At 51.4% G+C, this 23216-nt stretch carries 24 protein-coding genes; 8 read left to right on the top strand and 16 right to left on the bottom strand.

The genetic code is table 11. The features are described from left to right. Nucleotides 1–20: 20 nt before the first annotated feature. Both AC6I8R_RS25630 and AC6I8R_RS25625 read right to left on the bottom strand, forming a co-directional pair. Nucleotides 21–545, bottom strand: coding sequence for a cysteine hydrolase family protein (locus tag AC6I8R_RS25630; RefSeq protein WP_497833237.1), 525 nt, complete (start codon nucleotides 543–545; stop codon nucleotides 21–23). A 442-nt stretch (nucleotides 546–987) separates the two neighbouring features. Beyond that, nucleotides 988–1389, bottom strand: coding sequence for an H-NS family histone-like protein (locus AC6I8R_RS25625; protein WP_021184006.1), 402 nt, complete (start codon nucleotides 1387–1389; stop codon nucleotides 988–990). Nucleotides 1390–1820: 431 nt separating this feature from the next. On the opposite strand from AC6I8R_RS25625, the gene AC6I8R_RS25620 reads away from it, so the two are divergent. The 3 genes from AC6I8R_RS25620 (at nucleotide 1821) to AC6I8R_RS25610 (ending at nucleotide 4169) form a co-directional block, all read left to right on the top strand. Continuing rightward, nucleotides 1821–2147 (top strand): hypothetical protein, encoded by a 327-nt coding sequence (locus tag AC6I8R_RS25620; protein ID WP_208726936.1) that lies wholly within the window; start codon nucleotides 1821–1823, stop codon nucleotides 2145–2147. A gap of 509 nt (nucleotides 2148–2656) precedes the next feature. Then, on the top strand, nucleotides 2657–3289 hold the full coding sequence (locus AC6I8R_RS25615; protein ID WP_497833236.1) for a YbhB/YbcL family Raf kinase inhibitor-like protein: 633 nt from the start codon (nucleotides 2657–2659) through the stop codon (nucleotides 3287–3289). A gap of 22 nt (nucleotides 3290–3311) precedes the next feature. Further along, nucleotides 3312–4169 (top strand): helix-turn-helix transcriptional regulator, encoded by an 858-nt coding sequence (locus AC6I8R_RS25610; protein WP_021184002.1) that lies wholly within the window; start codon nucleotides 3312–3314, stop codon nucleotides 4167–4169. Nucleotides 4170–4176: 7 nt separating this feature from the next. Here AC6I8R_RS25610 and AC6I8R_RS25605 read toward each other — a convergent pair whose 3' ends face one another. From AC6I8R_RS25605 to AC6I8R_RS25590, 4 genes are all read right to left on the bottom strand, one after another. After that, nucleotides 4177–5214: a tyrosine-type recombinase/integrase gene (locus tag AC6I8R_RS25605; RefSeq protein WP_497833235.1), complete on the bottom strand. Its 1038-nt coding sequence runs from the start codon at nucleotides 5212–5214 to the stop codon at nucleotides 4177–4179. Nucleotides 5215–5539: 325 nt separating this feature from the next. Next, nucleotides 5540–6976 carry a hypothetical protein gene (locus tag AC6I8R_RS25600; RefSeq protein ID WP_497833234.1) on the bottom strand — a complete coding sequence of 479 codons (1437 nt, stop codon included), beginning with the start codon at nucleotides 6974–6976 and terminating at the stop codon, nucleotides 5540–5542. 46 nt (nucleotides 6977–7022) lie between these two features. Beyond that, entirely contained in the window at nucleotides 7023–7724 is a 702-nt protein-coding gene (locus tag AC6I8R_RS25595; protein ID WP_497833233.1) for a hypothetical protein, read from the bottom strand. A gap of 192 nt (nucleotides 7725–7916) precedes the next feature. Continuing rightward, nucleotides 7917–8537 carry a TetR/AcrR family transcriptional regulator gene (locus AC6I8R_RS25590; RefSeq protein ID WP_497833232.1) on the bottom strand — a complete coding sequence of 207 codons (621 nt, stop codon included), beginning with the start codon at nucleotides 8535–8537 and terminating at the stop codon, nucleotides 7917–7919. A 294-nt stretch (nucleotides 8538–8831) separates the two neighbouring features. Between AC6I8R_RS25590 and AC6I8R_RS25585 the strand changes: the two genes are divergently transcribed. The 3 genes from AC6I8R_RS25585 to AC6I8R_RS25575 are packed head-to-tail and all read left to right on the top strand — an operon-like array spanning nucleotide 8832 to nucleotide 11181. Further along, nucleotides 8832–9959 carry an MFS transporter gene (locus AC6I8R_RS25585; RefSeq protein ID WP_021183996.1) on the top strand — a complete coding sequence of 376 codons (1128 nt, stop codon included), beginning with the start codon at nucleotides 8832–8834 and terminating at the stop codon, nucleotides 9957–9959. A gap of 36 nt (nucleotides 9960–9995) precedes the next feature. Further along, nucleotides 9996–10301: an EthD family reductase gene (locus tag AC6I8R_RS25580; protein WP_497831366.1), complete on the top strand. Its 306-nt coding sequence runs from the start codon at nucleotides 9996–9998 to the stop codon at nucleotides 10299–10301. A gap of 19 nt (nucleotides 10302–10320) precedes the next feature. Continuing rightward, nucleotides 10321–11181, top strand: a complete 861-nt coding sequence (locus AC6I8R_RS25575; RefSeq protein WP_497833231.1) for an NAD(P)-dependent oxidoreductase — start codon at nucleotides 10321–10323, stop codon at nucleotides 11179–11181. Nucleotides 11182–11284: 103 nt separating this feature from the next. Here the strand turns inward: AC6I8R_RS25575 and AC6I8R_RS25570 are convergent, their stop codons facing one another. Beyond that, the gene (locus AC6I8R_RS25570; protein WP_497833230.1) at nucleotides 11285–11497 is read right to left on the bottom strand and encodes a helix-turn-helix domain-containing protein; all 213 of its coding nucleotides are present in this window, start codon (nucleotides 11495–11497) and stop codon (nucleotides 11285–11287) included. Nucleotides 11498–11650: 153 nt separating this feature from the next. Between AC6I8R_RS25570 and AC6I8R_RS25565 the strand changes: the two genes are divergently transcribed. Continuing rightward, a complete protein-coding gene (locus AC6I8R_RS25565) occupies nucleotides 11651–12148 on the top strand; it encodes an Lrp/AsnC family transcriptional regulator (RefSeq protein ID WP_497833229.1) in 498 nt (165 codons plus the stop codon). 8 nt (nucleotides 12149–12156) lie between these two features. On the opposite strand, the gene AC6I8R_RS25560 is transcribed toward AC6I8R_RS25565, so the two are convergent. Next, complete coding sequence (locus tag AC6I8R_RS25560) at nucleotides 12157–13068, bottom strand: DMT family transporter (RefSeq protein ID WP_497833228.1); 912 nt, start codon at nucleotides 13066–13068, stop codon at nucleotides 12157–12159. 389 nt (nucleotides 13069–13457) lie between these two features. Here AC6I8R_RS25560 and AC6I8R_RS25555 point away from each other — a divergent pair, with 389 nt between their 5' ends. Then, entirely contained in the window at nucleotides 13458–14474 is a 1017-nt protein-coding gene (locus AC6I8R_RS25555) for a 1-aminocyclopropane-1-carboxylate deaminase (RefSeq protein WP_021183987.1), read from the top strand. A gap of 57 nt (nucleotides 14475–14531) precedes the next feature. Here the strand turns inward: AC6I8R_RS25555 and AC6I8R_RS25550 are convergent, their stop codons facing one another. From AC6I8R_RS25550 to AC6I8R_RS25515, 8 genes are all read right to left on the bottom strand, one after another. After that, the gene (locus AC6I8R_RS25550) at nucleotides 14532–15464 is read right to left on the bottom strand and encodes a LysR family transcriptional regulator (protein WP_497833227.1); all 933 of its coding nucleotides are present in this window, start codon (nucleotides 15462–15464) and stop codon (nucleotides 14532–14534) included. A gap of 15 nt (nucleotides 15465–15479) precedes the next feature. Further along, complete coding sequence (locus AC6I8R_RS25545; protein WP_497833297.1) at nucleotides 15480–16874, bottom strand: M20 family metallopeptidase; 1395 nt, start codon at nucleotides 16872–16874, stop codon at nucleotides 15480–15482. 5 nt (nucleotides 16875–16879) lie between these two features. Beyond that, nucleotides 16880–17731, bottom strand: a complete 852-nt coding sequence (locus AC6I8R_RS25540; RefSeq protein ID WP_497833226.1) for an ATP-binding cassette domain-containing protein — start codon at nucleotides 17729–17731, stop codon at nucleotides 16880–16882. Next, nucleotides 17728–18723 carry an ABC transporter ATP-binding protein gene (locus AC6I8R_RS25535; protein WP_497833225.1) on the bottom strand — a complete coding sequence of 332 codons (996 nt, stop codon included), beginning with the start codon at nucleotides 18721–18723 and terminating at the stop codon, nucleotides 17728–17730. Before AC6I8R_RS25535 ends, AC6I8R_RS25540 begins: the two co-directional genes overlap by 4 nt. 12 nt (nucleotides 18724–18735) lie before the next feature. Next, entirely contained in the window at nucleotides 18736–19659 is a 924-nt protein-coding gene (locus AC6I8R_RS25530; RefSeq protein ID WP_497833224.1) for an ABC transporter permease, read from the bottom strand. A gap of 9 nt (nucleotides 19660–19668) precedes the next feature. Continuing rightward, a complete protein-coding gene (locus tag AC6I8R_RS25525) occupies nucleotides 19669–20586 on the bottom strand; it encodes an ABC transporter permease (protein WP_021183981.1) in 918 nt (305 codons plus the stop codon). Between the two features lie 11 nt (nucleotides 20587–20597). Then, entirely contained in the window at nucleotides 20598–22130 is a 1533-nt protein-coding gene (locus tag AC6I8R_RS25520; RefSeq protein WP_497833223.1) for an ABC transporter substrate-binding protein, read from the bottom strand. A gap of 435 nt (nucleotides 22131–22565) precedes the next feature. After that, a complete protein-coding gene (locus AC6I8R_RS25515; protein ID WP_208726954.1) occupies nucleotides 22566–23213 on the bottom strand; it encodes a cysteine hydrolase family protein in 648 nt (215 codons plus the stop codon). Between the last annotated feature and the right edge of the window lie 3 nt (nucleotides 23214–23216).

The raw sequence follows: 23216 nt of genomic DNA, 5'->3' as shown, positions 1-23216 counted from the left end.
CACAGTTATTTGACTCAGTTTTATGCCACCCATTCCTCTGTGCTGACCAGACTAACAAAGGGGCCCGCCAGAGTCTGGTTATGATGGCGAATAATATTATCCGCTGTCAGGGCCGGATTATCGATCGTGGTATGTGCATCTGAAACCAGCACCACTTTAAACCCGGCATCAAATGCTGCACGACAGGTGGTATCCACACAAATCTCTGTTTTCATTCCGGCAATCACCAGTTGATCAATATTGCTTAGCTTAAGCTGTTGTAGCAGTACCGTATCACGGAAACAGTTAGGATATTTTTTGATAAATACGCTGTCCTGTTCAACATTGACGTCAAGTTCAGGTATCAGTTGCGTCAGGGAACTCTGCTCACTAAAAGGTGATCCATCCGGGCCGGTGTGCCGGGCAAAAAACAACGGAGTACCAGACGATCTGGCTTTTTTGATCAGAAGTCTGATATTGGATAAAACTGAGCTGGCAGCATAGGGAATGTGTGGACCATGAAACAATCCCTGTTGCATATCAATAATCAGTAATGCATTTTTCATGAAGTGTCTCCATTCAAACCGGCGATGAACGGAGTTTTTATCCCCGTCCAGAGCGGCGGGGTTTGAGATTCTGTCTGCTAGGGATTCGCCACAGAAACACTCACGCCGCCGCAGGTTGCGGTGGTAGTAGTGGATGTGGTGGTGACCATAATCAGATGCATTGTCTCACTCTTGGGTGGCGGTACTCATGACGAAACTAACATAAAGCTTCGAATAAAGTATACAGTGTGCTTACTTATGCAAAATTAATCGTACTGCGCATGTCTTGCTCAACAATTCGCACTCAGTGGTGTAGCTCGTTATTAACCCGGGTGCGGGGCCAGAGAAATAGGATTAGAAACTTGTTGATGTGATGCAACAGTGATTGGTCTTGATTGAATAGACGGCAAAAAAAGGAATGCAATGATGTGGGCACTTCGCCCACATCACATCGACAGGCTATTTAGATGAGGAAATCATCCAGAGATTTACCGCTATCGATTGCCGCTTTAATCACAGCAGGCGTGCGGCCCTGGCCGGTCCAGTTCTTTTCCTGGCCATCTTCATCGGTATATTTGTACTTGGCCGGACGAGGTGCGCGTTTTGCGCGAGGTTTTCCTGCACTCTGCAAAGCACCCAGCAGTTCAGTAGGATCAATACCGTCTTCCAGCAACAGCTCACGATATTTAGCGAGTTTCTCAGCTTTCTCACGAACGGCGGCTTCTTCGGCATGACTTTCTTCACGGCGTTCTGCAACGACTACGCTTAATTTCTCAAGCATTTCTTCAAGATCAGCCAGAGCCAGATCTCGTGCCTGTGCACGGAGTGTACGAATGTTATTTATCGCTTTCAGTGATTCGTTCATGGACATCTCCAAAATCTGGTTTTGAATGTAAGAAGGTCGTTATCTGCATGACCTCAAATACTGCTTTAAATTGAGTATATACATACTGATCTTTCCAGTGAAGGGAATTTTCATGATGAAGCTATTATATTTTCAATTCTCTTACCCATTTTGTTAAGAGATGAGGTAACACCTTCTCTTAAATTTTCTCTTTAGACATAGGTTGTGCAGGTTTTGTGAAAAAACGTAATCTTATCTTTAACTCTTGAAATCATCTCACGTTGAAGAATACGAAATGTAACTTCAGTCTGGCATTGTTCTGACAGGATTCACTGGAGCAAAAATCAGATCCAAAGGATCCCAGTAGCCAGAGTGACTTTCGGAAATTATGTGTGATGGAAGATCGCAACATCATGATACTGTAGGAGAAAATTATTCATCGAGGTGAAGCAATGCAAGACGAACTTCTTTATCAGAGGATCGGACAGATTATTTATAGCTGTGGACCCGCGAATGCCAGCGAGTTGTTTGTCAAAGCCAAACTGTTTTCTGCAACTGGAGCAGGGGAGTTCGAATTTGATTATCTGGATGACAGTGGCGAGCCGGACTGGTTCGAGCCTGATCATCTGGCTGTTGCCGACTTATCCGAAGCGTTACGCGAACTTCAGCAGCATTCTGTCGAAAGCGGTATGCCTGATGGGACTGCGATTTGGTCCAAATGTGAAATAACCGTCAATGTTGCCGAAGAAAAGATCGACATCGTTTTTCAATATGAATAGATGGTTCAGAATCTTTGGCAATATAATATCGGTTTCGGCTATTGTTTGCCGGTTGAAACCTATGTGATTAATCCTATTTCACTTATTACAGGGCGATTTTTTTGCGCAATGCATCGATGACAAAAATCACGCGCAACAGTCGATGTTGGTCCAGTGCCTGTTTCACCGCAGCAAACGCAGAGTCACGCTGACTGCTGAAGGTACTCTGTTCCTGGAAGCGAGACGATGTATCCCTGCCTTTAATAACTGACAATGTACTAAAAATGATTTTAATGGCTGTGGATTTTATTAAAGACAACTTTAATAAACTTTAGTTTTGTTTGAATCGTACTTCCGGAAAGTCCATAGTAACCACAAGCCAAGATGATGCACATCAGATAACCAATCCTGTCCATAATGACGGCTTCGGGGATAAATTTGACCGGATTAGATCGTCATGAAGTCGAGAAGCTTCTTATAATCAGGTTGACGTTGATTGTCGTTCCATCCGAGTCGCACAAGGAGAAGAGATGAAATTATTCAGCCACAGCTTCAATGACGGGGATGTCATCCCCGGGAAAAACAGCTTCGCGGTTTATGATGCACAGAGCCATGTACGTTTGTCTGATAACCAGAACCCGCATTTCGGCTGGTCAGATCTGCCTGCCGGAACACAGTCACTGGTATTGATTTGCCATGATTACGATGTCCCGACCAGCGGCGAAAACGTCAATCAGGAAGGCAAAGTTGTTCCGGCTTCACTGCCGCGAACCGATTTCTATCACTGGTCGCTGTTTGATATTCCGGCTACACAGACAGAAATCGCTGAGGGTGCACAGTCAAACGGCATTACGGCCAAGGGGAAAACCGGGCCGCAAGCACCTGGTGGACTGAAACATGGCATCAACGACTATACCGCCTGGTTTGCCGGCGATGATGCTATGGGCGGGACTTACTATGGTTATGATGGCCCATGCCCACCCTGGAATGATGAGATCGTGCATCATTATGTTTTCACATTGTATGCACTGGCAGCGCCGACCCTGACAGTCGAAGGCGAACTGACTGGAGCTAACATCCTGCAAGCAGTGAAAAAGAGTCATGTCCTGGCTGAAGCCAAGCTGACCGGGCTTTATAGCCTGAATCCAGACGTGAAGATTTAACGATACAAAATCAGGAAAAACCATGACCAGTGAAAGTGCATTGCCTGTTAAAGAGAGTCCAGTGCCAGGGTCTGGTTTTTCCCGCGACAGTCTTCGGCGGGCAAATTTAATCTCCGTTGCATGGCCAGAATTGAAGATTCAGCAGAAGGCGAGTTCATTTTTCTTTTATGAACCGACGCTGTTGCTGGTGCTTTCCGGCAGGATTGAGTTCTCCCACGTCGCAACTTCGTATGAACTGAACACACCAACGCTGCTGGGCGTGATCGACCAGGGGGTCGATGCGGACTATGTTAAGTACCCGGCAAACGATGCTTCCCCGTTTCGTTCCCTGTTTATTTCCCTGAATTCGGATGTGCTCGACGGTTTCTATCAACATTTTCCGCAATATCTCGCCGCTGCCAGAAAAAATGCGCAGATAACCACAGTGGAATTACTGAGCGATATTAAAGACTCAGTGCAAGATTTACTGGCAACGCTGCAAAACCCACTGATGAGTGATGAGCGGGTTCGCCTGCGCATCTTTGACCTTCTTCTGGTACTGGCGGAACAACGTGTTCACTTCTTATTACCTCATCAGCAGGGAATTTTTCCACGTCTGAGCAAGCTGTTACGAGAAGCACCGGATAAAGGATGGACCGCCAGACTTGCCGGTGATGCACTGGCGATGAGTGAATCGACACTTCGCCGACGCTTGCGGCAGGAGGGCGTGCGGTTTGAACAGTTGCTTTTGGATATCCGGATGCACCATGCCCTGATGTTGATCCAAACTACCCACTGGAATCTTACCCAGGTTGCTGATGCATGCGGCTACAAATCGGTATCACGATTTACCGAACGATTCCGCTATCGCTTTGGCAATTCGCCAGCACAGCTGAGATAACTTCAGGTCAGTATCTGCCTTTCTTTTTTTCCATCATATCGACCATCGCACCTTCATGCGCATCAACATTACGGATGTAACGCATCAGGGTTTCAGGCTTTTTCCAGGTGCCTTCCTGCATGATCTGCGCTACCGGATAGCCGTTTTTAGTCATGTCCTGCGCAGCACCAACACGCGCACTGTGACCACTCCAGTTACGGTAGCGGTTTTTATTTGCCCTGACTGGCTCGATCTGACCCGCAACATCCCAGGCTTTTCTGAATATGTCCTCAACAGCAGGGCGACTTAATATTTGCTGTTCTGACGGAAGCGCTTTGTTAGAACGGTGAACCCGACAGAAAAGAAATGCATCAGGCTCACTTAACAGGCCAGATGCCTTAAGCCATTCATCAATACGCAGGCTGGAATAGCTGCTCAGCGCTTTGATCAGTCCACCCGTCATGACGATAGTTTTTGTATGTGAAATGTCGAGAATGATCCGCCCATCTTCAGCCCTTGAGATATCGCGCACGCGGATGCGCGATATTTCACTGATACGGAGCAGGGTGCTGTAGGCGATATGCAGAAAGGCGAGGTTACGCAATTCCTGCAAGCGTTCAGAACCCGCCCAGCAATCATCGACCTTATCCAGATCAGCCAGCCTGAACGGTACGGCCTGACCTGCGCGCTCGCCGGACGTCACCGCCATGCGGTTTATCTTCTTCATTACACGATAAATCAGGGGTGAGACGTTCGGTGGTGTGACTCCGGCGTTACGGTGTAACATCGAGATCAACGAAGCATGGGTCGAAATGGTACTTGAGGCCCGTCCGGCCTGCTGTAGCCAGGAGAGATAGTCACGGAGATCGCTGGACAACATTGGCAAAAAGCTGCGTTGATTTTCCTGCGACCAGCGCCAGCATACTGCCATCACACTCATCAACTGTGACCAGGTGTTGGTTGAAAACGCATCTCTGTCCTGAACAAACTCTTTCAGTCGCGCTGAAATGTCACCGTCATCGGGGAAGTTGAGAGCCAGAGCGGTGTTCTGTACAAATTCCGTCATTATCGCGTGTTATTTGGTCGATTATTGAATTGATCGCGCTACGTAAATTCTGGGATAACGCGTGGGAAATTACCCTGCAAATTTTGCGTAGCGACGCCTAATTTATGAGCAGTTTTGTTGCTGATGCCAAAAATACGATTGATGGCGGTTATCATACCCGGATCCTTTTAAGGATCCTAACTTTACATAACTCCCATTATGTAAAGTTAGAATGTTTTAGCGTCACTTCTGATTACTGAATTAAAATCAGGGAAGCCATAGATTCCCTGATTTTATCCCGTCCGGGCAAACGTCCTGTACTCAGCAAATATCTGATGAGTCGTAATTAACGGGTAATCCCCACATCCGTAATTGCTATCGGTTTTACCACACCATGATAAGTACGTTCGAGGGGAAGGAAGATCCGCAAATCATTTAACCATGCGATTGTTGATTTTTCCGGGCCATCCGAACCTGACTGCGTACATTCCACGCGCCAGTAGCTCCCGGTAAATGCAGCGTTAATCTTTGCAGCATCTCCACTGGATACGACGTCGCAGTCTCGCTCAATCCGCGTGACCTTTTCGCCGTCTTGCCCCTTGGTCAGCGTTAGCACATGATAATGCTGCCCCTTAAATAAAGGGAAACGTAACGTAGTTTCGATCCTTTGCGTGATGGACGGAAGAGGGCTGATGCTCATTGCCCCCTCCAGTTGAATGTCATTGGCGACCATAATGCGCTGCGCGAGAAAAACGTTGTAGTCCTCAAGCCGCCGTACCAGACCATTAGCCTGAACATCAGCGATTATTTTCACCGGCTTATCATCGGCCTGCGTTTCTGTCCATTTGAGTTGTCTGAAGCGAGGCTCCGCCCAGTTCGCAATCAGTGCAATCCCCTTCGACTCCACCTCCGGTGTCAGCGGAAACTTCATTATCCAGTTCGGATTATTATCCCTGAAGTCAGGAAGGATTGGTCCGCTGTATTTGGCAACCGTTTTATGCGGATGACTCTGGTATTTTCCTGATCCGGCATAGCGCTGGGGTTCGTCCATGTGGCACATTGTTTTGAATGATTCCACAACTGCCGGACTGTTAGTAAAGTCAGATGCACGCTTTTTCATTGCTTCACCGATCAAACTGTCGGTAACGAACCCGTGAGGATCCACATCTGTCGCCCCGATCACCGTGTCCTGGTCGGTTTTACAGTCGTAAACGTGGTATTCGACTTTAAGATCAAAAGGAGCATCGTAAGGCGGGTCGTAATCGATCTCATCGTAGCCGTAACCCAACCGGACAAGCAGCTTGTCCTTAACTTTGATGACATTCGCGACATCCACCAGCGAAGAGGCTTCCGGAATATCCTTACCGACATTATTTTTCTTTTCGCTGTAAACCCAGTCGCTGTTTTTAACTTTGATATCGCACAGGATTGCGGCTGCCTTTGCCTCATTACCGGTTATTTCCAGCGGCGGGGCATAGCGTCCATAACTTTTATCACCGTAAAAGCGATCACTCAGTTTGCCGTCTTTATTTAAGATATCGAGATACAATCGATAATATTTTTTATTCCCGCAGTCCACGGTATTCCAGCGTTCAACACTGGAACCATTATTCAGTTTCACCATCGTAACGTAGGTGAGGTGGTCATTCTGACGATAGAAATAAAGAGGATTGATAAAAACATTGCTGACATTCGGCGGCGGCAATTTTTCATCGCTGGCTTGTACCGCACTGACGGCACACAACGTTGTCAGTGCTGCCAGCAGCGTTATCGACTTTTTCATTTTTTACCCTGTTCTATTTTCCCATGATGCCTGTATGTTGGCCGCATCAAAGAAAGGATCGCACCTGGCTGGTGAAGGTTGTTACGCAGCTATCCATGAGTTTCTGCGTGACCTCATTTACTTTGGCATAATTATTTTCCTGCCACTGCGGGAGGGTGAATTGCGGCGTGGTTGCATCCGAGCTGCATTCGATTTGTTTGGATGTTGGGTGTCCCGCTGGATCGCTGACAGTACGTGTGAGTGTCGTCGTCATCACTAATTGATAATTGTCATCACCGCCTGCGAGATTTTTATAAATCAGCTTCCAGGTCAATGGCTTTATAATTAGCGGTTTATCGTATTTTTTGGCTGGTAGACGATCCATCTCGGCTTTAAGGACTTCGCTCACTCGCGGAGTCAGGTATGAAAGCGACGGATTCATAACACCAACGGCTTGTGTTCCTTTAAGTTGATCCTTGCTAAATCCCTGAATCTGGCCGCCGACAAATATCATTGAAACAAACTGAAGGGTTTTTAATGCCGTCGCTTTAGTGGTGTCACCTTGAGTGATATAACGCAATTGTGTGTCTGAGGGGCGACTGTAATCGGTTTCGAGGTCCTGCCAACCTTCAACAGTAAGCTGGGATTGGTTTTCTGAAGTAATTGTTTCAGTCTGGACACGCTTTTCAGTTGGAGGAAGGGGTTTTGAAGCACATCCGGTCAGCGTTAATGTTGTTGCCAATAGAGACAGAGTCAATTTTTTCGACATGTTTTCATCCATAAAAGTAACGGTTTGCTATGGGAGATAACATCGGCAAAAAGGCGGGAAACTTTATCTGCACTGCAAATTTGCTGTCGGCTGGATTAATGCATCAGGTAAATGAGGGGGAATTTCGCTGAGCTGTAACAACCATCAGGATACGTTATTCGGACCCCGATGCAGTTATAACGACGGAAAATATCAATCTTCATTCTGTTTATTGCTATCCCACAGCCACATCATCTGCGTGATAGCCTTGTTCAGCTCATCAAGGTTGGCACCATCGCGCGCCTGAATTGATATACCAAACAAAAAAGTACTGAACATTGCCGCTAATGCTTTCACATCGACGCTTTTGTTAAGCTGTCCCGTCACAACGCCACGCTCAATTGTTGCGACAACGCCTGCCCTGGTGCGATTACGCGAGCGCTCCAGCGGTTCAGCGACAGCAGCATTTTCAGCGGAGGGCGCGCTCATCGCCCCCAGACCTACCATGCAGCCGGATGGATGTCCTGGCTCACATTGCATTTCTGCTGAACGGCGTAACGTCGTTTCAAGAGCATCGCGAGGTGACAGGTTGTTATCCCATAAGAACTCAGTGACCTGAGCATAAGTGGCGATATAACGCTGCACGCACTCCCGGAATAGCGCTTCTTTCGATCCAAAAGCGGCATAGAAACTGGGCGCTGAGATGCCGTTGTTGATCCCGGCCTTCAGTTGGGCGAGTGAGGTTGATTCATAGCCATGCTGCCAGAAAAGAAACATGGCATCTTCAATCGCCTTATCTCTGTCAAACGTTCTTGGTCGGCCCATAGTCGCCATTGTTTTCTCCCGTCAGAATCTAACGACTAACATACTAATCGATACATATGTCGTTGACAAAGATTTCCTCTCTGACTAATGTAGCGATCGATACACAAATAGACCCCATAAATTGGCACCCGGTTATACCGGGTACAAATTTCCACACCAATATATATACCAATCGGTACATATCACGACATTGAAGGATGTATGGAGAACGAGACCATCTTTACACAACCGAATGAGCGAGCAGCTCCGCAACCCCATTCAGAAACACAGAGGCTGCCAGTTTCAGCGTTACTTGCCCTGGCAATGACAGGTTTCATCTGCATCATTACTGAAACGTTGCCAGCCGGATTATTGCCGCAAATCGCGTCTGGCTTGAGTATCTCGAATTCCCTCGCAGGTCAGACCGTGACTGCTTATGCTCTTGGCTCACTATTGGCTGCGATACCGCTGACCATTGCCACGCAAAGCTGGCGACGCCGCAATGTGCTGCTGCTTGCCATTGCCGGTTTCTTTATTTTCAACTCGATTACCGCGTTGTCCTCACATTACTGGCTCACCCTGATGGCTCGATTCTTTGCCGGGGTAGCGGCAGGGCTGTCATGGAGCCTGCTGGCCGGTTATGCGCGTCGTATGGTTGCCATCCACCAGCAGGGTAAAGCTATGGCGATTGCCATGGTCGGAACGCCAATCGCCCTTTCACTGGGTCTGCCATTGGGAACATGGCTTGGTGGGGTAATCGGCTGGAGAAGTGCCTTTGCCGGGATATCTGCCCTGACCGTTGTGCTGGTGATATGGGTGCTGACCAGCGTACCCGATTATCCGGGGCAGTCCCGCCATGAACGCCTGCCGCTGCTGCACGTACTGACTACCAAAGGTGTACGCCCGGTCCTCAGCGTCGTTATTACCTGGATGCTGGCGCACAACATTCTTTATACCTACATCGCACCGTTCCTTGATTTGGCGGGCCTCGCTTCACAGACAGATGTCATTCTGCTCACTTTTGGACTCGCGGCATTGCTGGCGATCGCGGTTACCGGGCGTCTGGTAGATCGCCATCTGCGTACCTGTGTGCTGGCTAGCCTTGCCATTTTTACGCTGGTTTCTGTGGTGTTTATGGCCTCTGCACAAGTACCGGCGGTGATTTATGCCGGTGTAGCGGTATGGGGATTCACTTTCGGTGGCGCAGCAACGCTGCTGCAAACCGCGTTGGCGGATAGCGCGGGCGAGGGCGCTGATCTTGCGCTCTCGATCAATGTGGTGGCATGGAACGGCGCTATCGCAGCTGGCGGTCTTGTTGGCGGCATTTTGCTCAATAACTGGGGGGCACAGGTTTTCCCACCGGTGCTCATCCTACTGCTGATCATCGCATTTCTTATCACATGGCGGGCACGGGAACAGGGATTCAGAGCAGGTGCGCGCCCAGGGCATTAATCCTTTTCCTCATTCCGCTTAAAGCAGGAGATAACCATGACACACGTAACTGTATACGTTACCTACGCCGGAACAACAGGATCCCGTTTTGACCAGGATTACTACCACAGCAAACATCTTCCGCTGGTGATGGCGTCATTTGCCCGCTACGGCCTACTCAGCGTTGCAGCCTTTTATCCGGCAGTGCCTCAGCCAGGAACCGTTGCGATATGCGAATGCATTTTCCGCGATGACACCGCCATCGAAGCTTCTTTTACTTCACCAGAGGTCACTGCGGTAATGGCAGACGTCGTGCAGTTTACGGATATTGCGCCGGTGCGTGTACGCGCCAGCCATATCTAATTCATCTGAGGACAACATCATGAACATTGGCATCATTGGGTTGGGCGCGATGGGGAGTGCCATTGCGCGAAATTTAGTGGCTGCCGGACACCGGGTATATGCCTGGAGCCGCTCAGGCCGTGAGATTGAGGGCATCATAAACGTCAATGCGCCGGAAGAGGCGTTGCTGGGTGATGTCGCAATTACTCTGCTTTCTGACGATGCAGCAATCCAGCAAGTCATCATCGATGGCGACTTGCTTGCCGGAGCCAACCCAAATCTCGTGCATATTATTTCCTCAACCATATCGGTGAGTTTTTCACAGCAACTAGCCCTGGTTCATCAACAAGCCGGGATAAGTTATGTAGCAGCGCCGGTGCTGGGCCGGCCGGATGTCGCCGCACGCGGGGAGCTGAATGTCCTTGCTGCAGGTCAGCCAGATGCGTTGGACCGAGTAAGGCCGGTGCTGGACGTCATCAGCAAACGCGTATGGGCAATGGGAGAGAAACAAACGGCTGCACATGCAGCGAAGATCGCCTGCAACATGATGATCACTATGGCGATTGAAGCGATGGCGGAGGCTGTAGTGCTCACGGAATCCAATGGACTGGATCGAGCACAATTCTTTGATCTCATACTCAATACATTGTTTAGCGGCCGGAGCTATCAGGTCTATTCACGAAACATCATGGCAGAGGTTTATGAACCGGGGTTCAAAGCCAGTCTGGGCCTGAAAGACCTGGGACTCGCCAGAGAAGCCGCCGCAACATTGAGTGCAGAGCTGCCCATGCTGGCAGCAGTGAACGAGCAAATGGCCCGCGCTGTTCATGCTGACGGAGGTGACAAAGACTGGTCGGTCATCGCGGATTATACGCTTCGGTCAGTGAACAGGCAGAGGTGAGGGATTGATTTGTTCACTGCATGAAACGAATAGAGCCTATGCGTTCCATGTATGGAACATACTTTCCTCAGTCACATCTGAAAAAGGTGGATGCAAAACACATTCAGTTGAGATTGAGGAAATCTTTTAACGTCAGCTGAAATCCAGCGGATATCTTCTCGATAGTCGCCAGCGTCGGGCTCGATTCTCCTCGCTCGATCTGACCGAGCATTGATTTGCTGACCCCGGTCATTCTCTCTGTTTCACTCAAACTCCAGCCCTGCGCTTTTCTCAAATGTCGCAAGCGTTCAGAGATATAAATGTCAATCGAAGCCATTTTCACCTTCATCAATACTGGAGTTGATTTAATTCTGATTGATTTTTTTATATTCCAATGAAAGGATGCAAACAAGCAATTCTCGTAGCCAGCAAAAATATAAGAACAGGCTATGACAAAAATAAGATATTCATATTATACAAGGCGAAGATCATGGAGCAAAAGAAGAATCCGGACATCACAAGTGGTGATAAAACACTCGACCGCTTTGACATGGCAATACTCCGAATTTTACAGCGCGACAGCTCTATCGCTAATGTTACCCTGGCTGAGAAAATCAATCTCAGCCCTCCCGCTTGTCTGCGCCGTGTCGAACGGTTAAAAAAGCTCGGTTTTATAAAAAGCACTGTTGCATTACTCAACCCGGAAACATTAAATGCGGGTCTGGTGGTGATGATTGGCATTGTTCTTGATCGTTCCACTCCTGAATCCTTTAAAGATTTCGAAGGTGAAGCTGGTAAAATACGCGGCTGCATGGAATGCCATATGGTCAGCGGTGAGTTCGACTACATTATGTTAATTCGCACCGCAGATAACCAGAGCTTTAATAAACTCCACGCCGAGCAATTATTATTTCTTCCCGGTGTACGCCAGATCCGTTCATTTATTGGTTTGCGTGAGGTGTTTTCTACCACACAAATACCTTTATAAAACGGTCGTCATGCTTTTTTCCGCGTCAGTAACGCAATACCCAGAGCAATCAGCAACGCGCCCGCCATCAGGGGTAATGTCAGTTCTTCGTGCAATGCAGGCACCGACACCAGCAGGCCGGTAATCGGCACCAGCAACATCATTGATGAAAGGGTGACGCCGGATAACCACGTACTGGCGGCATTCACCGCACAAAAACAGAACGCCGTGGCGACCGGCCCCACAAATAAGGTGATTGCTAACAGCTCGCGGGAGTTATCGCCGCTCCAGTTGCCCTCAAATCCCCATGCCAGCGGCAGTAGCACCAGGGTAGCGAGCAGCATTTGCCACGGTGCCAGTTCAAAGGCATTGAGTCGGGAGCCAGTATGGCGCAAATGCAAAATGCAGATAGCCCAGCAAAGAGAAGCCAGCAACAACAGTCCGTTGGCGATAATTTGCCCGTGATCGTGCCAGTCGAGAGCTATTGGATTAAATAACACCACAATACCAATAATGCCAATTAACGCACCGGACAACTGGAGTGAGGATAATTTTTCTTTAAACAGAAACACTGAAGCTGGTACGACCCACAATGGCGTTGTGTAGGCCAAAACGGCAGATTTTCCGGCGGGCAGATAATTCATCGCAATACACCCCAGCGCAGTAAACGCCATCATCTGTAACAGGCCGACACTGAATATCACCGGCAACTCCCGACGGCCAGGAATACGTATCCGTCCTGTTGATAACTGCAATAAAAAAAGGACGGCCGCACTGGAGGAAAAACGCAAGGTAGAAAACCACAATGGCGTGATATGTGAAAGACCCGCTTTCATCACCGGCCAGTTACACCCCCATAAAATAATCGCAATGACTAATGAAATTATGCCTTTCAACATCCCTTGGCGGGCACTGCTCGCATATTGGTAATTTTCAGTCATGTGATTATTCATTATTAATATGGGGGAGGAATGGACAAAGAAATAGCATTGTTAGCCGCGTGCGTTCAATAGAAGGCAATGATGGATTCAGGGGTTCTGCATCACGTCAGCCTTGCGCAACAAAATCAGGGTAACTTGATGATTTTTAATCAAAAACCAAAGGGGTGGTCGATGACAGTCCATTAGCGATGTTAATTTTATTTCGTCATAACGCAGAAAAATGTAACTTCCAGTCACGATCTTAAAAATGAATGGATTTTTATTAAAAAATACGTGATTAAAACGAAATGTGAAAAACAAACACGATGCGATATTGTTATTTCGCAAACCAATATCAACTGCGCAGCATAATTTAAGGCGTGCGACTTTATTTATCCCGGAGAGAAGCTATGAATCTTGAAAAGTTCCCCCGTTATCCTCTGACTTTTGGTCCATCGCCGATTACCCCGCTGAAACGTCTGAGTGCGGAGTTAGGCGGTAAAGTAGAACTTTACGCCAAGCGCGAGGACTGCAACAGCGGTCTGGCCTTCGGTGGCAACAAAACCCGTAAAATGGAATATCTGATCCCGGAAGCACTGGCGCAGGGTTGTGACACGCTGGTTTCCATTGGTGGCGTGCAGTCCAACCAGACGCGCCAGGTTGCCGCTGTGGCCGCACATCTCGGGATGAAATGTGTTCTGGTGCAGGAGAACTGGGTGAACTATGCCGATGCCGTCTATGACCGCGTTGGCAATATCGAGCTGTCACGCATTATGGGTGCCGATGTGCGCCTTGATTCTGCCGGTTTCGATATCGGGATCCGCGAAAGCTGGAAACAGGCGATGGAAGAAGCGGCAGAAAATGGCGGCAAGCCGTTCCCGATCCCGGCAGGATGTTCAGAACATCCCTACGGCGGTCTGGGCTTTGTCGGCTTTGCCGAAGAGGTTCGTCAGCAGGAGAAAGAGCTGGGCTTTAAATTTGATTACATCGTAGTCTGCTCGGTCACCGGCAGTACTCAGGCGGGTATGGTAGTGGGATTTGCCGCTGATGGCCGTTCACGCAATGTCATTGGTATTGATGCTTCAGCCAAACCCGAGAAAACCAAAGCCCAAATCCTGCGTATTGCGCAGAATACGGCTAACCTGGTCGAACTGGGACGTGAAATCACCGAAGAGGATGTGGTGCTGGATACCCGTTACGGCGGCCCGGAATACGGCTTACCGAGCGAAGGCACGCTGGAAGCGATTCGCCTGTGCGCCCGTACCGAAGGGGTACTGACCGATCCGGTTTACGAAGGCAAATCCATGCAGGGCATGATTGATATGGTACGTAATGGCGAATTCCCGGAAGGTTCGAAAGTGCTCTATGCCCACCTGGGGGGTGCGCCAGCCCTGAGTGCTTACAGCTATATCTTCCGTAACGGTTAATCTCTCGGGATAATTCATTCGTCGCGGCGCGATAAATCGTGCCGCGACGGATCTGACTCAACGAAACTGCAAATCAAACTCTTTCCGACACTGCTGATCCCGCTGCTGTAACTCTTCCCGCAGGAAAACAAAAAAAGCATCCAACATCGCACTGCGCGGTTTTCCCATCTCACTTTGCAATTGCAGGCTGCGCTGGCTCAACTGGTCGCGGTTGATGGTCTTGATGATCAGGCCATCCTGCCGCGCCCGCGTCATTATCGAATAATGGCTGCTAACGCTGATGGCGCCGGGAGTTTGACAGACAAATTCGTACAGCGTGGAAAAGTGGTTACAGGTGAAGACGGGATCGATGAAGACATTATTCATACGGCAGGAGAGGTCGAAAAGCTGGCGAATGGTCGCTGACTGGTCTGGCAGCACCACGGGCCAGGCATTCAGGTCCGCCAGCTGAATATCCCGTTCCGCTAACGGATGATCGTCCTTCATAAAAATCAGTACCGGGGAGGGAAAAGACGCCAGCACTTCCACACCGGACTCAGGAGAGAGGATAAACCGGATAGCCAGATCGCACTCACCATTGCGCACCAGTTCCGGCACCTGCCTGCCGGTGCCGACCGTGAGGATAAAACTGACACGGGGATGGAGCAGGCGAAACTTTGCCATCAGGTTCGGTAGCAAGTTAAACGCCAGCCCATCAGTACACACCACCCGGATAGTGGTTTGCGCCACGGCTTTAATACCTTGCAGTTCAGCCACGGCCAACTCCATATCCGCCATGCTACGACGGACATGGTTTGCCAGAATATGTCCGGCATCATTAAGCTGCATCCCGCGTGGACTGCGTTCAAATAACGTCACCCCCAGCCGGGTTTCCAGCCGCTGGATATGCCGACTGATGGCGGAGATGGCGACAAACAGTTGCTGGCTGGCGGCGCTGATCGAGCCGGTGGTTGCAACCGCCATAAAGTAGCGAATCTCAATGTTGTGCACAGGGCCTCCCTGATGTCAGCCTTGCCGATCGAGCATGACCTCCCGGCCCTGCTCAGCCAGATCCCAATACAGACCAGTCATGATTTGCAGCGCTTCGCAGGCCACATCGGCGAGCAAATGCTCATCGGGTGCATGCTGGGAACACGCCGGATACGAGTGGGGTAGCCACAACGTGGGCACATCAAACGTATCAAGAAAGCAGGCATTGGGTAAGCCACCGCCAAAATTTGGCAGCACTGCGGCTTCCTTGCCGATTGAACGGCCAATTGAGTCGAGACTCCAGCCGACCCAGGGATCGTCAGGATCAATACGCGTGGCTTTGAAACAGTTTACCGGCGCCACCACATCCACATCGTGAAAACCCTGCTGGTCAAGATGCTGGCGAATATGGTCGGCAAAGTTATCCACATCACTGCCCGGAACATAACGCATATGGCAATGCGCCAGCGCGGTTGGTGGGATAGCATGCGCCGGTTTTTCGGGATTGCCGCTGGTGATGGCCAGCGTCTCCAGCGTATTCCAGCCATAGAGTTTTTCTGCCGCGCTTAAGCCCGGCTCTCCCCACTGCGGGGCAATCTGCGGATCGCCAGGGGCATTTCCCAACGCAAGGTCGCTCAAATGATGACGGATACTGGCGGATAACGGTGGTGGCAACAACGCAGGTAGCAAGATGCGACCGTTGTCATCCACCAGACTGGCAATCGCATGGGCCAGGCGTATACCCGGGTTACTGAGCAATCCGCCCCAGTTGCCGGAGTGATGCGCACCATCACGTAATGTCACCCGCAAGGTAAAGTTGAATACGCCGCGTGAGCCGAGGAATAAAGTTGGACGTGACGCTGTCACGCGTGGACCATCTGAAGCGATAAACAGATCGGCGGCCAGCCAGTCACGATACTGCTGACAAACCGTTTCCAGACCCGGTGAACCGATCTCTTCCCCCATCTCCAGAATCATTTTGACGTTGTAGCCCAGCCGTCCGTTACGCGCCTTAAGCACCAACGCCAGCGCGGCCAGGTTGATGCTGTGCTGGCCTTTATTATCGGCCGTCCCGCGCCCATACCAGCGATTGCCCTCGACACTCAGCTCCCACGGATTAAGACCGCTGCGCCAGTTCTCTTCGTCTCCCGGCACCACATCGCCGTGCCCATAAGTCAGCAGGGTAAACGCCGCATCGGCTTCGAGACGACGCGCCAGCAGAAAAGGACTTTTCCCTGCTTCAGGATTGGCCACCACCTGACAACTGAACCCCAGTGCGGTGAGGTACGGGATCATCTCTTCATTAAGATAGGCCATCTGCTGTGGATGCTGACTCTCTGTCCGGTAGCTAACCCGGCGCGCCAGCGTTTCACGTAAGGCACCGGTGTGAAAATGGTCCAGCGCTGCCTGTAGCACGACTTCACGAGTGATCGTCATTATCCGTCAATTCCTTCTATTTCCGGGATACCGAGCCCCGGTTCCGGTGTCATTACCGAGGCCAACAACGCTCGGGTGTAGGGATGTTGCGGTTGGCTAAAAATCTGTTCCCGCGTTCCCTGTTCAACGATCTGGCCTTTGCGCATCACCGCAACATGATCAACCAGATGTTCCACCACCGACAGGTTGTGGCTGATAAACAGGTAAGTCAGGGAAAACTCCTGTTTCAGCGCCAGCAACAGATTGAGGATCTGCGCCTGCACCGAAACATCTAGCGCCGAAGTGGGTTCATCACAGATCAGAATCTCCGGACGCAGGATCAGCGCACGGGCAATGGCGACGCGTTGACGCTGCCCCCCGGAAAGTTGCCCCGGATACTGGCTGTGGGTACGTGAAGGCATGCCGACCAGATCCAGCATCTCCCGCACCTGCTTTTTGCGTTCATCCGGCGTGCCAATGTGGTGCAGCCGCAATGCCACTTCAACGACATCTGAGACGGTGCGACGCGGGTTAAGTGAAGACCAGGGGTCCTGAAAAATGGGTTGAATACGCGCACTCAATTTACGCCGATCGGCGGCATCAACCTCGCGTCCCTCAATCAGTACGTTGCCAGTGGTGGGCGGCAGCAGGCCCAGTAGCATTTTTGCCAGCGTACTTTTACCGCAGCCGGATTCTCCCACCAGTCCCAGCGTTTCCCCGCGCCGGATACGCAGCGAGACATTGTCTACCGCCCGGATCTCCGCAGGGGACTTAAACAACCCGCGATTCAGGCGAAAAATCCGGCTCAGCGCGCAAAGTTCCAGGGCGATATCCTCATTGCCGGCAATATGTGGCCGTGTCAGCTTGCTCATAGCGCCTCCCTGATGGTCAAAGGACGAATGCAGCGCACCTGATGCTGTGCATTGAGCGGCTGATAAGGCGGATTCTCGTTACATGCCTCCTGGCACTGGCTACAACGGTTGCGAAACGCACAACCCTGTTGAGGACCGGTAAGATTGGGGACCACGCCAGGAATGGTAGGCAGAGGCTGCCCCGGCTGTGTGCGGCCCGCAACCGGAATACACTCCAGCAACCCACGGGTATAGGGATGGTGCGGCTGACGGAACAGTTCATTGACCGGAGCGGTTTCCACCACCTGCCCGGCGTACATCACCGCCACGCGATCGGCGATACGCGCCACCACGCCCAGATCGTGGGTAATGAAGATCACCGCCATGCCCATTTCCTGTTGCAACTCGCGCAGTAAACGCAGGATCTGTGCCTGAATGGTGACATCCAGCGCGGTGGTCGGTTCATCGGCAATGATCAGTTCAGGTTCACACATCAGCGACATCGCGATCATGATGCGTTGCCGCAGGCCACCAGAAAGTTGGTGCGGATACTGTTTCAGTCGATCTGTCGCCTGCGGAATGCCGACGCGCTCCATCAGGTACACCGCGCGTTCCCGCGCCTGCGCACGCGACACCTTACGATGTGCCAGCAGGGTTTCACATAACTGTTCGCCGAGCGTCCAGGATGGATTCAATGATGTCATCGGTTCCTGGAATATCATCGACATACTGTTGCCGCGCATCGCCGCCCGTTCACGGCGGTTAAGTGCGAGCAGGTCGTTTCCCTTAAAGCGCAGGCTGTCGGCCTGGCGTCGGGCATTGCGCGGCAGCAGATCCATCATCGCCAGTGAGGTCATGGATTTACCACAGCCGGATTCCCCCACCAGGCACAGCATTTCACCGCAATTTACGCTGAAATCGATGCCGCGCACAGCATGCAGCGTGCCACGCGGCGTCTGGAGATCCACCCGCAGATTTTTCACTTCAAGCAGAGGTGCGTCAGTCTGGTTCATGTCATTTCCCTCTTAGTTGCGACCGTCGAGCGCCGTGATATCGCGCAGACCATCACCCACCAGGTTGATACTCAATACCAACAACGCCAGTGCCACACCGGGGATCACAATCACCCAGGGCTGAAAGAACATATATGCCTTGCCTTCTGCCACCATCAGCCCCCAGGACGGCATGGGCGGTTGTACGCCAAGCCCCAGAAACGACAGGGTGGCTTCCAGTAAAATGGCGTGGGCAATTTCGAGCGTCACCACCACCGTCAGCGGTCCGAGCAGATTCGGCAGAATTTCGCGCAGCATGATAAACAGCGAAGATGCGCCCAGCGTTCGCGCTGCTGCGATGAATTCGGCCTCACGCAGTTGCCGGGTGACGGAACGGGAGACAATCAGAAAGCGATCCCACAACAGCAGGCCAAGCAGCATAATCACCACCTTGACCGAACCCCCAATCAGCGAGGCCAGCGCCAGCGCTACCAGGATCACCGGCATCGCCAGCCGCACCGTCAGCAGGTAGCTGACTACCGCATCAACCCGCCCACCAAAGTAACCGGCCAGCACACCGAGCGTGACGCCGATCAGCGCTGAGATCATCACCGATACCAGACCAATCAGCAGAGATACCCGAGCGCCATACAACAGGCGGCTGAGATAGTCGCGCCCGAGTTTGTCGGTACCCAGCAGGTGCGTCCATTCGCCTTTCTCAAACCATACCGGCGGCACCAGGCGTCTGCTGACGTCCTGCGCAAAGGGATCGTGTGGGCTGATTAACGGAGCCAGCAACGCCAGCAGAACGATGGTGCCAAGAATCACCACGCCCAGCGTCATGCTGTGATGACCGAAGACACGGCGACACAGGCGCTGCCAGGCCGTTGGTTCCGGCAACAGGCCGGGTTCCGGGCTAATGACGTTTTTCATGGTTCCTGCCATAGTCGTTTTCATTGAGGTTCCTTATTTGCTGCGCAAACGGGGATCGAGCACGGCATTAAGCACATCCGCCAGGAACGTCAGCCCGATATAGAAGATGGCGATGATCAACACGATGGCCTGCACCACCGGGAAGTCGTTGCGCGAGATGGAGTCCCAGGCCAGTTGCCCCAGCCCCTGCAACGAGAACACCGATTCAATCACCACCGAGCCGCCCAGCATAAAACCGAGCTCCACCGTTGCCAGCGCCACGACCGGGATAATGGCGTTACGCAGCCCATGCTTGACCACCACCTTAAAGGCACTCAATCCTTTGGCATGGGCGGTGCGGATATAATCCGCACCCAGCACATCCAGCATGCCGGAGCGTGTCAGGCGCATCAGCGACGGCATGGCGTAATATCCCAGTGCCACTGCTGGCAACACAAAATGTTGCCAGCTACCGTTACCGGCCACCGGCAGCCATTTCAGCCCTACGGCGAAAATCAGGATCAACACCAGAGCGAACCAGAAGTTGGGGATCGCCTGGCCCAGCACCGAGATAAACATCGCGCAGCGGTCTACCCAACTGTCGCGAAACACCGCCGCCACCACACCAAGGGGGATCGCCACCACCAGCGCCAGCAGCAGCGCCACACCGCCCAACTGGAGCGTAATGGGCATACGCTGACCGACCAGCTCCATCACGGTATTTTCGAAGTAGAACGAACGACCAAAATCGAGGTGCAACGCCGACCAGAACCAGTGTGAAAACTGCACCAGCAGCGGCTGGTCCAGTCCATTCTGTACGCGGATCTGCGCCACGGTTTCCGCGCTGGCATCCGGTCCGGCAATGGCTATCGCCAGGTCACCCGAAAGATGCAGCAGGGCAAAACTGACGACCGCCACGGTAAACAGCACCGCCAGCGCCACCAGCAGCCGATTTAAGATAAAGCGCACCATAACTCGGCTCCTTATTTCCAGCTGGATTGGGCAAAGCGCGGCAGTTCATCCGGCCAGTCCTGGAAGTTCAGATCGGCATTGAAGGCGTAGTGGGTTGAGTAGGAAAACATCGGTGCAATGTAAGCCTGGGCAGAGATACGCCCCAGCGCCTCGCCATATTCTTCATTGCGCTGTTTGGCATCGACCGTGGCATCGGCTTTTTTCAGCATTGCGGTCAGCGTGGCATCTTTCCAGATATCGCTGCCTTTGCCACCGAAGTAGGGGGTAGTAAACGCCGAGGTATCATTGATTGAGAACGATCCCCAGGTGTTAAAGGCCATCGGCGCCTGGCCGGAGCTGAGGGCGGTCGCCATCACCGGATACTGCACAAAATGGAGGCGGGCGCGGATACCGACTTTGCGCAGATCGCCAATAATCGCTTCCGCATAATCACGTTCGCGATAGGCCCACAGGTCGGTGTCAAAACCGTTGGCATAGCCCGCCTCTGCCAGCAGTTGCTTCGCTTTGGCAGGATCGTAATTGTACTTGATAACTTTGCTGTCGTTGCAGGCGACCTGGGTGCGGAAACAGGCGGTGTACACTGGCTTGCTGCCACCACGTACCAGGTTATCGACAATGCCCTGACGGTTAATAGCGTAATTGATGGCCTGCCGCACGCGCAGATCTTTCAGCGGCGCCGCTTCGGGGCCGGTGGCATTGGTGTTCAGTGCGAGGAAACCGATGCGCATGGTCTCGCCACTTTTCACCGCGATATTCGGCATGGCCGAAAGCGGCTCCACCTGGTCGGCGGCCACACGCCAGATCCAGTCCACCTGGCCGGTCATCAGCTGGGCGACACGCGCTTCCGGGTCGCGGATCACCACAAACTGCACCTTACCGATGTGCGGCTGTCCCTGAGGACTCTCTTTGAAGTAGTCGGGGTTTTTCACCATATCAACGCCCTGGCCGGGGATGACTTTCACGATCTTGTAGGGGCCGGTGCCGATTGGAGCTTTACTAAAACCTTCCAGTTTCACCTGTTGGAAATATTTGGCCGGGTAGATTGGCGTAGGGCCGGACAGGTACTCCAGCGCCGCCGGGAAGGGTTGTTTCAGGTGCAAACGAACGGTGAAGTCATCGACTTTCTCAACATGATCGATCCAGTCAACACTTTGCGGCACCACGGAGGCGGTATTTGGACCCGCGATTTTCTCGAAGGTGTAGACCACATCATCGGCACTGAAGGGATCGCCATTGTGGAATTTAACGTCTTTGCGTAGATGAATTAATAACGCAGTCGGGGATTCCCATTTCCAGTCAGATGCCAGTTCCGGTTTATATTCACCGGTTTTCGGGTCGCGATAAATAAGCGTGTCCCACACCATATGCGCCAGAATAACGCCTTCGCGCAGATTGTTATGATAAGGACTGATATTTTCCACTTCGTTATCAGAGGCATAAACCAGCGTGTCGTTCTGTTTACCTGCATAGCTGTAAGAAGCGCAGCACAACAATAATGCGGTTAAAGCATACTTGTGAATCTGTCTTGTCTTGTAACGAGCCATACCGTTCTCCAGCGATCAATGAAAAGTTAACAACAAAAGCAGATGGCACTGATGTAGCAAGAGCAGCGCCAATGCCGGAATATTGTCGTTACCGATTTTCGATAACCGATTTCTCAAAATGAGAAACACGAGAGCAGGCAGACGTCACAGCGAGATAATTAAGGTTGAGAGGGAGGGGATATTAGCCAGTCAGGGATCGCCGCGTTATCGCAGTACCATCCATTGGGCGTTACGATGGTGCAGGAAAGTTTCACCCTGCACTTTTTGTGTGAAGGTTATTTGTGCAAACCGCATTCTGTTTTTGTGAAAGCTGGCAACGAGCACAATAGGTTGTAGCCCGTCACAAGCCTTAATCCAGATTAGAGGAAACTGATCCGACCATGCGGGTCTTCACCTTTTTTTACCAACAGGACCAGATAATCCTGAGACAGTCGTTTAACCTGCCGCGAGTTCGTTGAGAAAATCCTGTGTCGTCACCTGGCGGCAATAACCTTTGATAGCATTGAGGGAGTTTTGCTGACGTTCTGGCGTCAGTGTCGCGCAGGCATCGGTCACTAATGTCACCAGATAGCCCAGATCGCAGGCGTCACGTACCGCGCTTTCAATGCATTGATCGGTAAGAAAACCCGCAATCACCAGATAACGTGTGCCAAGGTTACGCAACACATAATCAATATTGGTGGAGATAAACACGCTGGAAGAGGTTTTCGACAGAACGATTTCATCATCCGCTGGTGCGATAGCTTCCAGCACCTGAGCGTCCCACGAATCACGCGGCACGTTAAAGCCGGTGATTTTGTAGTCGAGACTACGGTCACGTCCATCTTTGGTCAGACTTTCAATCACGGTGTACATCACTTCAACCTGACTGGCACGACACGCCGCCTGGACTTTTTGCATATTCGCGATGGTTTCACGTTCAATAATGTCAAAGAAATAACCAAACTTCTCGTGTTGCTCGGCTGTAGACATCCCGACATATTCACCACCATCACGGCGGGCGTTGTAGTTCTGCACATCGACAAATAACAACGTCGCGGCTTGTTTCTCAATCGGGATATTACGACTGGAGGGATTAAACATGAA

The organism is Pantoea sp. X-Soil-OKNW-713, from assembly GCF_059730685.1.
Note: the sequence above shows the minus strand (reverse complement) of the source record. Positions and strands in the feature narration are given on the sequence as shown.